The 13,379-nt window shown below is 38.5% G+C and carries 17 protein-coding genes; 10 read left to right on the plus strand and 7 right to left on the minus strand.

Annotation, left to right across the window (positions count from 1 at the left end):
- The first annotated feature begins 653 nt into the window (after nt 1–653).
- Nucleotides 654–2,582 carry a fructose-1,6-bisphosphatase gene (fbp, locus tag ACWATA_RS07425; protein ID WP_028414618.1) on the plus strand — a complete coding sequence of 643 codons (1,929 nt, stop codon included), beginning with the start codon at nt 654–656 and terminating at the stop codon, nt 2,580–2,582.
- A gap of 53 nt (nt 2,583–2,635) precedes the next feature.
- Here the strand turns inward: fbp and ACWATA_RS07430 are convergent, their stop codons facing one another.
- Nucleotides 2,636–3,343, minus strand: coding sequence for a M48 family metallopeptidase (locus ACWATA_RS07430; RefSeq protein WP_098112422.1), 708 nt, complete (start codon nt 3,341–3,343; stop codon nt 2,636–2,638).
- Between the two features lies 1 nt (nt 3,344).
- A complete protein-coding gene (locus tag ACWATA_RS07435; RefSeq protein WP_028414616.1) occupies nt 3,345–3,848 on the minus strand; it encodes a YehS family protein in 504 nt (167 codons plus the stop codon).
- Between the two features lie 421 nt (nt 3,849–4,269).
- Between ACWATA_RS07435 and ACWATA_RS07440 the strand changes: the two genes are divergently transcribed.
- The 3 genes from ACWATA_RS07440 (at nt 4,270) to phaZ (ending at nt 6,185) form a co-directional block, all read left to right on the plus strand.
- Nucleotides 4,270–4,800 carry an ECF transporter S component gene (locus tag ACWATA_RS07440; protein ID WP_328172515.1) on the plus strand — a complete coding sequence of 177 codons (531 nt, stop codon included), beginning with the start codon at nt 4,270–4,272 and terminating at the stop codon, nt 4,798–4,800.
- Between the two features lie 89 nt (nt 4,801–4,889).
- Nucleotides 4,890–5,081 carry a hypothetical protein gene (locus ACWATA_RS07445; RefSeq protein ID WP_013058089.1) on the plus strand — a complete coding sequence of 64 codons (192 nt, stop codon included), beginning with the start codon at nt 4,890–4,892 and terminating at the stop codon, nt 5,079–5,081.
- Nucleotides 5,082–5,288: 207 nt separating this feature from the next.
- Nucleotides 5,289–6,185, plus strand: coding sequence for an intracellular short-chain-length polyhydroxyalkanoate depolymerase (phaZ, locus tag ACWATA_RS07450; protein WP_473049720.1), 897 nt, complete (start codon nt 5,289–5,291; stop codon nt 6,183–6,185).
- Nucleotides 6,186–6,405: 220 nt separating this feature from the next.
- Here the strand turns inward: phaZ and ACWATA_RS07455 are convergent, their stop codons facing one another.
- A complete protein-coding gene (locus ACWATA_RS07455; RefSeq protein ID WP_049165673.1) occupies nt 6,406–6,972 on the minus strand; it encodes a CBO0543 family protein in 567 nt (188 codons plus the stop codon).
- 166 nt (nt 6,973–7,138) lie between these two features.
- On the opposite strand from ACWATA_RS07455, the gene ACWATA_RS07460 reads away from it, so the two are divergent.
- The 5 genes from ACWATA_RS07460 (at nt 7,139) to ACWATA_RS07480 (ending at nt 10,171) form a co-directional block, all read left to right on the plus strand.
- Nucleotides 7,139–7,408: a hypothetical protein gene (locus ACWATA_RS07460; RefSeq protein ID WP_115654454.1), complete on the plus strand. Its 270-nt coding sequence runs from the start codon at nt 7,139–7,141 to the stop codon at nt 7,406–7,408.
- Between the two features lie 103 nt (nt 7,409–7,511).
- Nucleotides 7,512–7,685 (plus strand): glycine zipper domain-containing protein, encoded by a 174-nt coding sequence (locus tag ACWATA_RS07465; RefSeq protein WP_430155476.1) that lies wholly within the window; start codon nt 7,512–7,514, stop codon nt 7,683–7,685.
- 23 nt (nt 7,686–7,708) lie between these two features.
- The gene (locus ACWATA_RS07470; protein ID WP_473049721.1) at nt 7,709–8,086 is read left to right on the plus strand and encodes a hypothetical protein; all 378 of its coding nucleotides are present in this window, start codon (nt 7,709–7,711) and stop codon (nt 8,084–8,086) included.
- A 273-nt stretch (nt 8,087–8,359) separates the two neighbouring features.
- The gene (locus ACWATA_RS07475) at nt 8,360–8,983 is read left to right on the plus strand and encodes an FMN-binding negative transcriptional regulator (protein ID WP_473049722.1); all 624 of its coding nucleotides are present in this window, start codon (nt 8,360–8,362) and stop codon (nt 8,981–8,983) included.
- Between the two features lie 210 nt (nt 8,984–9,193).
- Entirely contained in the window at nt 9,194–10,171 is a 978-nt protein-coding gene (locus ACWATA_RS07480; RefSeq protein WP_473049723.1) for a ring-cleaving dioxygenase, read from the plus strand.
- 57 nt (nt 10,172–10,228) lie between these two features.
- Here ACWATA_RS07480 and ACWATA_RS07485 read toward each other — a convergent pair whose 3' ends face one another.
- The 4 genes from ACWATA_RS07485 to ACWATA_RS07500 form a co-directional block, all read right to left on the minus strand.
- The gene (locus tag ACWATA_RS07485; RefSeq protein WP_375164330.1) at nt 10,229–10,432 is read right to left on the minus strand and encodes a YjcZ family sporulation protein; all 204 of its coding nucleotides are present in this window, start codon (nt 10,430–10,432) and stop codon (nt 10,229–10,231) included.
- Between the two features lie 292 nt (nt 10,433–10,724).
- On the minus strand, nt 10,725–11,618 hold the full coding sequence (locus tag ACWATA_RS07490; protein WP_028414608.1) for a tyrosinase family protein: 894 nt from the start codon (nt 11,616–11,618) through the stop codon (nt 10,725–10,727).
- 238 nt (nt 11,619–11,856) lie between these two features.
- Nucleotides 11,857–12,381 carry a hypothetical protein gene (locus tag ACWATA_RS07495; RefSeq protein ID WP_325077616.1) on the minus strand — a complete coding sequence of 175 codons (525 nt, stop codon included), beginning with the start codon at nt 12,379–12,381 and terminating at the stop codon, nt 11,857–11,859.
- A gap of 4 nt (nt 12,382–12,385) precedes the next feature.
- Nucleotides 12,386–12,595 carry a hypothetical protein gene (locus ACWATA_RS07500; protein ID WP_028414606.1) on the minus strand — a complete coding sequence of 70 codons (210 nt, stop codon included), beginning with the start codon at nt 12,593–12,595 and terminating at the stop codon, nt 12,386–12,388.
- A 198-nt stretch (nt 12,596–12,793) separates the two neighbouring features.
- On the opposite strand from ACWATA_RS07500, the gene ACWATA_RS07505 reads away from it, so the two are divergent.
- Entirely contained in the window at nt 12,794–13,333 is a 540-nt protein-coding gene (locus ACWATA_RS07505; protein ID WP_473049724.1) for a GNAT family N-acetyltransferase, read from the plus strand.
- The last annotated feature ends 46 nt before the right edge of the window (nt 13,334–13,379 follow it).

The following is a 13,379-nucleotide window of genomic DNA, read 5'->3' on the forward strand; positions in this document are numbered from 1 at the left end:
TTTCCTTTGTATTTCTTCCTTGGAAATTTGACAACAGCGTTCCATATTATAATAGAAGCAATTGTTACTCGGAAAAGCCACATGCAACTTCTTCCGCCGTCAAACAGCAGACTCAGATAGCCTACGTGTACTATATGTATTTGTATTCACTTTCCTCTCGTGCTGTATTTAACAAAGCCAACAGAAAAAATCTCTGAACGTAGAAGAACAGAGATTCAACAGAATGATGATTCTTATATCATACAAAGGATGACTTTTCCTGTCTCAGAAAGGTCATCTTTATCGTACCACCACCAAGGACTTGGCGATGTGCGTTTTCTCACAGCGAGGGAAGAAAAACTCTGCTATTGTATAGAGGTCGGAGTAAACTTTCTTAATTATGTGCGCTTCTTTCATATGTATCGAACCTGCTGACTAAGATCAGCAGGTTTTTTTGTTACCAGCTAGCTATCATCTTCAAGGGGGCAAGACCGCTTAATCTTTATAGACAAATAGACTTTATACCATTTTACCCATACGTAAAATAGGTTAAAATAAAGGGGTGAGGCGTGGAGAGAAAAGAGAAGAGTTAAATAAAAGGTATTTAACATCATAATCACAAGCTTGATGAGTGATTGTACTAAATGGTGAACGTTGAAAGGGGATACATAGTTTTGAACACAAAATATCTAGATTTACTTGCACAAAAGTATGATACGGAAGAAAAAGTGGTAACCGAAATTATTAACCTTGAAGCTATTCTTCATCTGCCAAAGGGGACTGAACATTTTGTCAGTGATTTACACGGCGAGTATCAAGCTTTTCAGCACGTGCTGCGAAATGGTTCAGGAAATGTAAAAGAGAAAATCAAAGACCTTTTTAAAAATGTATTATCTGACAAAGAAATCAATGAATTTGCGACATTAGTGTATTATCCTGAAGAAAAATTACCGTTGATTAAAGCGCAGTTTCGAAACAAACGAGAACTATATGAATGGTATAAAGAAATCATCGATCGTATGCTTAATCTCATCTCGTACGCTTCTTCTAAATACACGCGCTCTAAACTGCGTAAAGCGTTGCCGGATCAATTTGTGTACATTATTGAAGAGCTGCTATATAAAACGGATGAATTTACAAATAAAGAACAGTACTATACAAAGATTGTTCAGCAGATTATTTCTTTAGGGCAAGCCGATAAGCTTATTATAGGGCTAGCTTATACGACGCAAAGATTGGTTGTGGACCATCTGCACGTAGTAGGGGATATTTATGATCGTGGACCTGAACCGGATAAAATTATGGATACGCTGATTAACTATCACTCCGTTGATATTCAGTGGGGAAACCACGATGTGCTATGGCTAGGCGCTTTTGCGGGCTCGAAAGTGTGTCTTGCCAATATTATTCGGATCTGCGCGAGATACGACAATCTAGATATTATTGAAGACGTATATGGCATTAACCTGAGACCGCTGCTTAACTTGGCGGAGAAATACTATGATGATAATCCTGCTTTTAGACCAAAAGTAAGCTCGAGTGACAAGCTATCCGATCACGAGCGACTACAAATCACGAAAATTCATCAGGCCATTGCGATGATTCAGTTCAAGCTTGAAAGTCCGATTATAAAAAGACGTCCTTTCTTTAATATGTCAGAAAGGCTGCTGCTTGAAAAAATTGATTATGATAAAAATGAAATTACGATATACGGAAACACATATCCGCTAGAAAACAGCTGCTTTGCAACGGTGGATCCGGCGCAGCCTGATCAGCTATTAGAAGAAGAAGAGCAGGTAATGGAAAGACTGCTGCTTTCCGTGCAGCATTCGGAAAAGCTGGCGAGACATATGAAGTTTCTGATGAAAAAAGGCAGCCTTTATTTGAAATACAACGGAAACTTATTAATACACGGCTGCATTCCTTTAGATGAAGAAGGAAACATGGAAAAAATGACGATAGAAGATAAAACGTATGCAGGCCGTAACTTGCTTGATGTGTTTGAACATTATTTACAGGAGGCTTTTGCGCACCCTGAAGAAACGGATGATTTGGCAACAGATATGGTCTGGTACCTATGGACAGGAGAATATTCATCACTCTTTGGGAAACGCGCCATGACGACGTTTGAACGATATTTTATCAGTGATAAAGCAACGCATAAAGAGAAGAAAAATCCATACTACTATTTACGGGAAAATGAGGAAGTCTGCCAAAACATCCTCGCAGAATTTAATCTGAATCCTGATCACGGTCATATTATTAATGGTCATACGCCTGTCAAAGAAATCGAAGGAGAAAACCCGGTCAAAGCAAATGGAAAGATGATTGTTATTGACGGCGGTTTTTCAAAAGCGTATCAATCCACAACAGGTATCGCTGGATATACATTATTATATAATTCTTACGGCATGCAGCTAGTTGCTCACAAACACTTTAATTCAAAAGAAGATATTTTATTAGAAGGAACGGACGTCTTATCCGTAAAGCGATTGGTCGATAAAGAACTAGAAAGAAAAATGGTTTTAGAAACAAATGTCGGAGAAGAATTGTTAAAAGAAATTTCGATTTTAAAAGATTTAAGAAAATATCGCTATAGTTAAAGATAAAAAAAGAGCAGTATGCCCCGGGGCTTCTGCTCTTTTTTATGTAGCCACTACACCGTCATTTCCCAGCTCGACATTTCCAGCCAGTGCTCTTGTTCACGATAATCGGGCATAATTTTCCCGACAAGACGCCAAAAGGACCGATCATGATTCATGTGAACCATGTGGCACATTTCATGAACGACTACGTAATCAATGACGTGCTGCGGTGCCATTGCCAGCCGCCAGTTGAAGGTTAGCTGACGCTTAGAATCACACGTGCCCCACGCTTTTTTGCTATCGGAAATCGAGATGGATCGCGGCTTTGTTTTAAAATGTTTTTGATAGGAGGAGATACTTTTGGTTACGAGCGCTTTACATTGTTGATAGTAAAAACGTTTGAGCGCTTGTTTTATCGCTTCATCGTCGTGCTGATTGACATAAATCTGAAGCGTGTTCGCTTCAAACACTACAGAATCCTTTGTAATAGTCGAATCGTGATGAATCTGTATCGGATAGTTTTTTCCTACATACAAAAAGCTTTCTCCGTGTTCATAGACTTTTTTCTTTGGTCCATGCGTTCTATCTTTCATTTCATTTATTTTTTGCTGAATCAATGCCCAGTTGTTCTCTAGTACCGAAAGTACTTGTTCAGTAGACGTCCCTCTAGGAGCAAGGACTTCGACCGTTCCGTATCCGTCTACTTTAATTGCAAAAGAACTTCGGTTTTTATATCGTATTTCATAATGGATACTCTGATTTGAAAAAGTGTGTATCATGTTATCCTCTATATTGTACGGTTAAGCCTCTTAGGAATTTTCGAGCAAAATTCTCTTTGCACGGTTTGTAATTTTTATGGCCTTTTTTTCGTAATAAAGCACCTAATTCTGCTTTAGATACACGTATTCCACCGTCATCAAATACTTCTAACATCTCTTCACTTGTTAGGGATAAAGCGATTTTCACTTTCTTTAATAAGACGTTATACATATTTTGATTGCTCTGAACCGGCGCTGGAGGTGCTTGCCCTGATTTAGGATCTTGTTTTCCTCTTTTAAAGGTAATAAAACCGTTTAAAAAAGAATCTAACATACTGTTCGTGCACGGTATATGATCGTCCGCATGAACTGCATCCTCGTCTTCTTCATCCGGTGTTCTCGTAAGGATTTTTAATACGTCTTCTTTTGTTACGTCTACTCCGCCAAGAGTAAAGATCTCTACCATTTCTGTATTTTTTAAATCTAAGGCATATCGTAATCTAATTAAAATATCGTTATTATCCATTCTTGCTCCTCCTATAACTTGCTTGCTGTATGTAAAAATTATGACTGCCACAATCTGAACGGACTTGGTCAATATCAGTACAATGATAGTAACAGGTTCCGCTGGAATTCTAAGTTATTCCATTCATTTCTACAAACATATAACTTCTCATATTTATCAGCCTTCGTCAACTCTTGAAAAAGAACGATTTGCTCATATTATGTCCGAACAGACACTTTGCCATAACAAAAATTAGGAGGTGCAGTCTGCTAAAGGAAGGAGAGGCAGCTTTATTTTTTAAGAAGAGATAGGACAATTTTTGAAGTTAGCGGATCTCTGTGTGCTGCTAGAATGATATACCCTACTAAATAAATAGTTTTACATATTTATTTAGTATCCAAATAGGAGTATGATAGTAGTAAAAAAAGAAAGAGGTCAACAGATGAATTCAACATACTCACCAAGAGAATCAACCAAAATCAAAGCTTTATCCATGCATGCGCTTTTTATCGCACTGACGTTTGTAGCGACAATGTTTATCAACATAAAGCTTCCAATCATGAGTAACGGAGGTCTCATCCATTTAGGCAACGTTCCTCTTTTTATAGCGGCCTTTATTTACGGTAAAAAAACAGGAGCCATCGCCGGCGCTTTTGGAATGGGGTTATTCGATCTGATCTCGGGCTGGACAGCATGGGCACCGTTTACGTTTATTATTGTAGGGGCTATGGGCTTTTTAGCAGGTCTTATCTCTGAAAAAGCACCTGGTAAAAGAGCACTTGTCAACACACTGGCAGTTGTTGCTGCGCTGATTGTGAAAATCGTGGGCTACTATTTTGCCGAAGTGATTCTTTACGGTAACTGGATCCTTCCGCTTGGCTCTATACCAGGCAATGTGATGCAAGTTGTTATCGCCGGTATCATTGTCGTTCCGCTTGTAGGGCGCTTAAAGAACAGAGCGGTACAAATTTAATCCGTCAATCGTAAGTCGTTTTACCATTATCCTATCCTTAAGTGATATACTTGATAGATATTCATCAAGTGAAAGGAGCGGAAAACACCATGAAATATCTAAAATCACAGATGAAGCAGCTCATTAAAGACAATCAGGAACTGCAAGGTAAGCTGAATGGACTGATGAAAGAGCACAGCCTTGAAAAAAACTTTGCTCTTAAAGCTCTCTACCATGCAGAAGTGGCTGAAGGCGGGAAATATCAGCTTGCTTATCAAGCATTAGACGCACCGAAAAAGTAATGGCCTTGTTGCTCATTCGTATATTTCTTCATAATAAAAAGGCAGCCGAATCGCGTATTTGGCTGCTTTTTTTAGCAAATAGAATGACGCACAATCATCTTGGTGTTTGTACAACTTCTTTTGAACTGCTTAACTCTAGATAAATAGGGTATGTAAAAATTAAAGATAGCTATCGTTCTAATCATATAAGAAAAGAGGAAAATAGCGATGACCGTATCTGCTTTAGAACAAGCAAAAGTAGAATTACCGAATGGAGAAACAGTAAATTACCGAATGAAAAAAGGCGGAAAAGAGGTGCTTTTGTTAATTCACGGAAACATGAATTCTTCCCTTAACTGGGATGTGTTAATGAACGAACTGCCAGAACATATCACAGCTTATGCCATCGACCTAAGAGGGTTTGGAGACTCCACTTATCATACACCTATCCACACAATCAAAGACTTATCAGATGATGTCAAACTGTTTGCAGATGCTTTAAAGTTGTCTGCTTTTACAATAAGCGGGTGGTCATTAGGAGGAGCAGTTGCTATGCAATATGTGATTGATCATCCGAATGATGCCAAAAATTTAATCCTATTAAGCTCCGTCAACATCAAAGGCTATCCCATTCCAAGAAGAACGTTTCTAGAACTGCCTATTCCTAACAATTTTATACAAACCAAAGAAGAAGTAAAAGAAGCATTTAGAATGGTAGAAAACGCGAAAGAAACAAAAAACACATGGTTTTTAAAAATGATGCTGCGTCAATTTTTATATACAAAAAATAAGCCGTCTGCTGATCAATTTGAAAAGTATTTAGAAGGAACGATCAAGCAGCGCAACTTAATTGATATCAATTACGCACTCATGAGATTTAACATTTCAAACGATTTTAACGGGGTTGTTCAAGGAACAGGAGAGGTGGAAAAAATCACGATTCCTACTATGGTTATTCAAGGAGATGAAGATAAGATGGTTTCAACAAGAGATGCATCTGACATCGCAAAAGGCATAGGGGGAAATGCAACGTTAAAAATCATGAAAGGTGTAGGCCACTGCCCGTTGTTAGATGATTTAAGCAGTTTAATGGACTTATACAACGCTAAGTTAAGCAGGGCTTAGGAAAAGCGCGATTTTCTTTCCTAACAAAAGTTTTATAGTTGCTAGATGCAGCATGTTCTAAATCCACACAAGAAAAATGGGCTGCCTGAAAAAGAGATACTGTGTGATGAAAAAAGCGTGCTATCTTTTGAGGAAGCTGACAGGGAGTAAATAAAGCCACTACAAAAAACGTAAGGTCTTTGCAAAGAGGCTTACGTTTTTTTACATGCACTCAACATATTCAATTCTGCTTTTCAAAATAAAGAAACAGATTGGTAATCCATTTTGATAGCAGTATTACACCGAGATAAAATACAAATAAATAACCGTAAGTAGCCCATTCATGCAGCTGGAAAAAGCCGATTCCTGTTAATAATGGTTTAAAAATAAAAGCAAAAAATAAACAAAGAGCCGTTGCGTATAAATAATAATTTTTATGACGGTTGGTCGTCCATTGGTAAAGCAACATAAAAGAGACAGGAATAAGCGAAGCATCTAGGCTAAAGCTTACGGGTATGATTGTGTTGATTTGGTAAGGATACGTCCACAGCCCGTTATAAACGCCAGCGGTATCACTATAGTGAAACCAAACGTGCACGTTAAATCCATAAAACCCTAAGTGAAAGGCTTTTTTTCGATCAATAAAAAAATAGAGAATGACTAAAGGCAAAATAAAAGCGCCCAAGGTCACCCAAAACTGCCAAGAGCTTGGACTCGAGTAGTGATGCCAATATTCAGCCCACGTTTTGGAGAGATCTTCCTGTATGCTATGTATTTTTTCAAGATATTCCTTTTGATTGGTTGTCAACGTGATCCATCCTTTTTAAGTAAGAAAAGTTTTTTATTTTTAAACTGCCCTTTTCTTAAGGTTTGGATACCTTTCCCTGTTGAGTTGTTTGTATTTTTCTGCACGTACATTTTAACTGGCCTTTATGCTAAAATAGGAGGTATAAAAAGGAAAAAGAAGGGAACGTATGGATAGTTCTATTTTAAACATAGTGATAGCGGTTTTTTCTATGATGGCCGGGTTAATCATCCTTTCTTTATCTCGATCATTATCCGATGAATCAATGAAGCGGGTTCGAATTAGAGGGCTTCTTATCCCCATGTACTGGATAGCTAAAGGATGCTTTGGCGTATCGTTTGAGCGATTTGCACGTAAAACGATGTATGTATTCGGTTTTATCTGCATGCTTACGTCGATTTTGTTGCTCGGAGAGGCCGTTTATCAGCTAATTATCTAAAAAGCAGTTAAAGTAACTGCTTTTTTCCATTTTTATGAAACTTTTAGCGCGTTTTTTACGTATAAAAGGTATCAATAAAATAGTAGCAACAAGGAGTGATTTTTTGTCTGAAGAAAAGAAAAAGACAGATTATCTAGGAATGGGATTAGGTCTGGGCATTGCGATGGGGGCTTCTCTTGGAATGTTGATGGATAATATCGGGTTTGGTATTGCGATTGGGACATCATTAGGCGTTGTTTTTGGAACGACGATGAATCAAAGAAACAAAAAAGAATAAAGTTCTCAAGAAAGGAGTAGAGAATGAAATATTTTGACGAAGCAAAAGAACTATGGGTAAACTATGTTCCGAGAAATGGGCAGTCAGATATCGTAGAAGGCGAGGTCATCCGAGCCATTGAAAAGCTTCGCTGTGAAGCTCAAGGCAACGGAAATGCCAATTGGGACGGCGGATTTGAGATGCTAGTGCTATATATACTAGACGTATTAAATGACCCGGACGTATTCAGCGCAGCTATGCTAGCCGAAATAAAAGCCGATGTTCACATCTTGTTCACTTCGGCAGAAGATCCGTACTTAGAAGACGACGTATACGATCGTTTAACCGACCGCGTCATTGAGTGGCATATAGCCAAAGGCGGACCTATCAAACGAGAAAGAAATCCTCAATTGTATAGATAAACGTGAGAAATGAGCTGTTTTAAACAAGCTCTTCTTTTTTGAGTTCCGGGAGCTTTATTTAGCCAACAGCTATCTAATTGCATCATGTGCTAAATAAATACATATTAAAAATCAGCGGTTTACATCACAGCAGTGTAGCATAAGCTTCTTAAAAAATCGATTCATAAACGATTAAATGTTTGCTGACCTCCATAAAAAGTTTATAACTGACGCTGTTGCAAACACCTGTATTATTATATTCTTTACTAAATAAAAGATAAAGGAGAAGTCCCGATGTATATTCCAAAGTATTTTAAAGTAAATGATGAACAAATCATGTATGATTTTATTGAAGACAATGGATTCGCCACTTTGTTTTCATATCATAATGAAAAGCCTTATGCTACTCATTTGCCTCTGATGTTAGATCGGAAAGAAAAAGCTTTATACGGGCATTTTGCTCGTTCGAATCAGCAGTGGAAAGATGCTGAAAATCAAGAAATTTTGGTTGTGTTTCAAGGGCCTCACTGCTATATTTCACCGTCTTGGTATGAAACGAATCAAGCTGTACCAACATGGAATTATGAAGCTGTTCACGTGTATGGAACCATGAAAATGATTGAAGAACCAACAGAACTGCTTGGGCTGCTGAGTAAGATGGTAGAAAAATATGAAAGCCCGAGTAGTACATATACACTAAATGACGTTGACCCTGCTTATATGAATGGTTTAAGCAAAGGAATCGTTGGATTTAAAATTGATATCAGCAAAATGGAAGGCAAACAAAAGATAAGTCAAAATCATTCAGCAGAGAGACAGCAGCTAGTTATAGAAAAATTAGAGCAGACGTCGCGTGAAAATGAAAAGAAAATTGCAGCCCTGATGAAACAAAATGTGCAGCGCGCGCTTAAAAAGTAAGGGCTAGTTGAAAGAATGATTTATTCGTTAGCTTAAATCCAAAAAGAAACTGAATATGTTTTTAGTTTCTTTTTTATGTTCACAACATTTTCTTGTTATTGACAAACAGGCTGTATATCCTTTAAAATTATCTTTAATTAAAGATAATTAAATTAAAGATAATTTTAGCGTAAGTTAAAAATTTATACATTATGAAAAGAGGCGGAGCAGATGGAATTGTTAGGGTTGCATCATGTATCTATTCTGACGGGGAAAGCTGAGAAAAACTATCAGTTTTTCACTAAAGTTTTAGGCATGCGATTAGTAAAAAAAACGGTGAATCAAGATAACACTCAGTCTTACCACTTATTTTATGCAGATGGAGAAGGGACCCCAGGAACGGAAGTAACGTTTTTTGATATTCCAGGGCTTGCAAGAACACATGAAGGTGCATCTGACATTTCGACTGTGTCGCTTCGCGTTAAAAGTACGGATTCTCTACACTTTTGGAAAGAACGCTTCGAGCAGCACGGAGTGGAATATGAAGAAATAGCTAAACGAGCTAATCGTGATACATTAGCATTTAAAGATTACGAAGGTACACGTTTGCTTCTTGTCGCGGACAACGGTGAAAAAGGTGTAAGAGCAGGCGTGCCGTGGAAGCGCGAAGACATTCCGTTAGAACATGCGATCATCGGCTTAGGACCGGTCATGCTAACGGTGGGCACGGCAGAACCAACAGTCGATGTACTAACAAACATTATGGGATTTCGCTACGTGGGTTCTTATCCATCTCGTGCAGGAGATCATAGAGATATTTTGGTTTATGCAACAGGTGAAGGCGGAAGCGGAGCCGAAGTTCATATTGAAACGAGACCCGATTTGCCGAAAGTTCGCTTAGGGCGCGGTGGCGTTCATCACGTTGCCTTCCGTGTTCCAAATGAAGAAGAATACAATAAGTGGGCAAGTCGATTAGATGAAAACAGTCTGCCGAATTCTGGTAAAGTAGAACGATACTATTTCAAAGCACTTTACTTCAGAGAACCAAACGGCATTTTATTTGAATTATCAACGGACACACCTGGATTTGCGACCGATGAACCGCTTGAAACGATGGGCCAAACATTAGCGCTGCCGCCATTTTTAGAGCCAAAGCGCAAAGAAATCGAAGAGAAGCTGAGACCTCTAGATTTGGACGAAACGCTATAGGGTTTGCAGCGATTAAGACATGAAAAAACTCCAGTATTTATACTGGAGTTTTTTAGGTTAACAATCATCGTGATGGAAACCGAAACCACATGCACCAATAATAATGAGTAAAATAAACAGTACGATGATAATGGCAAAACCATTACCTCTGTGGCAAGGAACGCTATATCCACATTCCATATATCCATAGTCCGGCATTGTATATCCGCAGTGTGGAATCATATGGTCATAAGCAGGAGCAGCATAGCCGTGGTGAGCCATAGCAGGTGAGAACGGCATATTTTCATTAGAACTAAAAGGTGCGTTTACGTTATTATGCATTTTAATATCTTCCCTTCATTTATAAAACTTTTATAAAGCTTTGATAACTTATTCATATGTTCGAAGGTCCTCATATGAAGCTTATTCACAGCCCAATTATGGTTGATTAACTATATTTTATGGTGAATGGAAATGTTGAACTTAGTTTTACAATGCTTGTGGCCTTATAAGTTATGTCAGAAGGGAAGGGGGTTACCTGTTCTAAATTTTATACCGCTGTTTCTAGAACGGGTTATGAGGAACGTTTTGATTTTCTTAATTCTATATCGTATACGTACCCAAGCTTTCGATGGTTGATAACATCTTCAGGGGTTGTATTCCAAGGATACATCGGATCTCTAAAGTTTTGACCAAACGGCCCGTTTTTCATCGGCAGATAGTTTTGATTGCGGTGAACAATTTGCCATACAGCCCAAATACGATCCACATTTGCGTGGTGTAAAAAGAAGACAGGATCATTCGGAGCAGTAGGGACAACGCCCATCTGTCCGCCAACCCAACGGTGTACACGATTGTGAAGCTGCGGCCCGTTAATAAATCCTTCAAGCTGATTACGAAAGCTGTTTTGGCTGGTCATATCCCAAGGCGGCGTATCATATTGAGTTATTTTTAAAGCTTTGAGAACATCATCTCGAGTAGGGAGTGTAGGTGCCTCTTTCGTTGCGCCCAAATTACGTTTTAACCCTCCGGAAGGATTTCCTTGTTCATCGATTGTCGTCCAGCGCCCAGCTGCAAATGGCCCGGTATCGACGATAAAATCCTTTTTGGGATTTCCGTTTCCGCCCATAAAATCTGCGTTCCAAATTGCTGATTGTGATGGATCCTGCAGCTGTGCATCCGTTTCCCATTCCCAATAAGGAAGGGTTACTTCTGGATTGATCGACTGGAGGTCACGTTCGAATCGCAAAAGGTATTCACGATGCCACGGCAAAAAAGCAGAACTCATATGTGCTGCATTTCGATCGCTGCCCGGAGGAGTATGAAATTTACCTGCTGCACCATGCCAGGCTACATAGCGGTCATATATTCCTTTTTCCTTTAGTATTAGCACGGCACGAATAAAATCTCTTTTTTCGGTGTCTGTAAGATGTAATACGTTTTTTCTGACTTTATATTTGTTACTCATTTTTAAACCTCTTTCTTAAAAAAGAAGCAAAGGGCTGTTTCTTTTTTATATTTAGAATATGTCCAAGAGGTAAAAGTGCTACTGTCATATCTCCAAAATTTAACAGTCTAAAGTTGGGTTTTTTACATATCAAATAGACTTTAAATCAATTATTAACTTTCTAGAGCTGTAGATAATGAGAAGAGGTATAATGAAAAAAAGCAGGCGTGGGCCTGCTTTTTCATTGTATATATTAGGGTTAATGACCTATTGGATACATGGTCGTTACACTGTAGTCGTAGTCTTTGCCTCTGTAGTCGGTATACACAACTCTAACTTCTTGGTTTAAAGAACTAATATATTTTTCTTTAACGTAATTGCCAGATTTATTATTGGTGCCGTCTTCACCTTCGTTAATGACTTTTTCGGCAATAGACATGGCTTGTTTTTCATTTAAATACTTGCTGAATTGGCTTTTACCATGGTAATTGTCCGCTCCTGGTTTTTGCATATGCGCGACAATGTGGCAATATCCGTATTTATCATTTCCTTCTTGTAAGACAAGCTCTTTGCCGGTAAATAACCTGTCGCTTTGAGTCTCTGCAGAGCATTCGTTGCTTGATGTAGTGTCCGATGTACTCCCCGATGTACTGCTGGATGTGCTGCTTGAATTTTCATGCTGCTGAATGAGGGAAATAGGCGAATTGTTGGTAAATACAGCGATGAGAGCAATCACAAGTGCTACAATGGTGTATAGTATTTTGCTGTTTTTAAAAAAATCCATTCCTTTATGCGTCTCCTTTTTGAATCAACGTTAAAATCAAATCAACTTTCTTTTCTAGCTGATCGATTAAGTTTTGTTTTACTTGTTCTGATTGTAATAAAGCGCTTCTTAGTTCGTCCATATCTTTTTGCATATACGCACGGTTTTCTTTTTCTTGCTGCAGCTCTTTTTGAAGAGCGTGTATCGTGGACAGCAATTCTTTATCTTGGCTCATTTCTGCGTTCACCGCCTCTGTATTGATAAAAAGCAACGTATGCCCACTATATAAAATACCACTATCTCTGCTGTAAATCGACTATTTGGATAGGAAATGAACCCTCCCGGGTGAGGTTTTAGCAGGATATTGCTAGTTGAGAGGAGAATAGTATGGTTTACCGTAGATAGATAAGCTGCGCAGAAAAGAGGGAAGAAAATGTTTCCGGAATTAGAGACAAAACGGCTGATATTAAGAAAAATTGTAGAAAATGATGCGGGTGAGATTTTAGAATGCTTTTCTGATGAAGACGTGCTGCGCTATTACGGGCAAAAATCTTTAGAATCGATTGACCAAGTGAAAGGGATCATTGAGAATTTTTCCAAAGGCTACGAAGAAAAGCAGTTGATTAAATGGGGGATTCAGCTAAAAGGAAACGAAAAGCTGCTTGGCACAATAGGGTTTCAAGAGTGGTCTTCAGAGCATAAAAAAGCAAATATAAGCTATGCTCTTTTTCCAGAGCACTGGAACAAAGGATACGCAACGGAAGCCGTTCATGAAGCGATTTCTTATGGCTTCCACGAACTTCAATACAATCGCATAGGAGCGATTGTATTTACGCAAAATAGCGGATCTATCGCTTTGTTAAGCAAAGTAGGATTTAAAAAAGAAGGGACGTTAAGAGAGTACCTATATCAAAACAATATCCCGTTTGATACATATGTTTATTCGCTGCTGCGCGGGGAAGCAAAGATATAATTGTAAGCACAAAAAAAGGAACATGGGGAGATGTTCCTTTTTTTGT

This window comes from Priestia sp. USM5 (assembly GCF_058323215.1).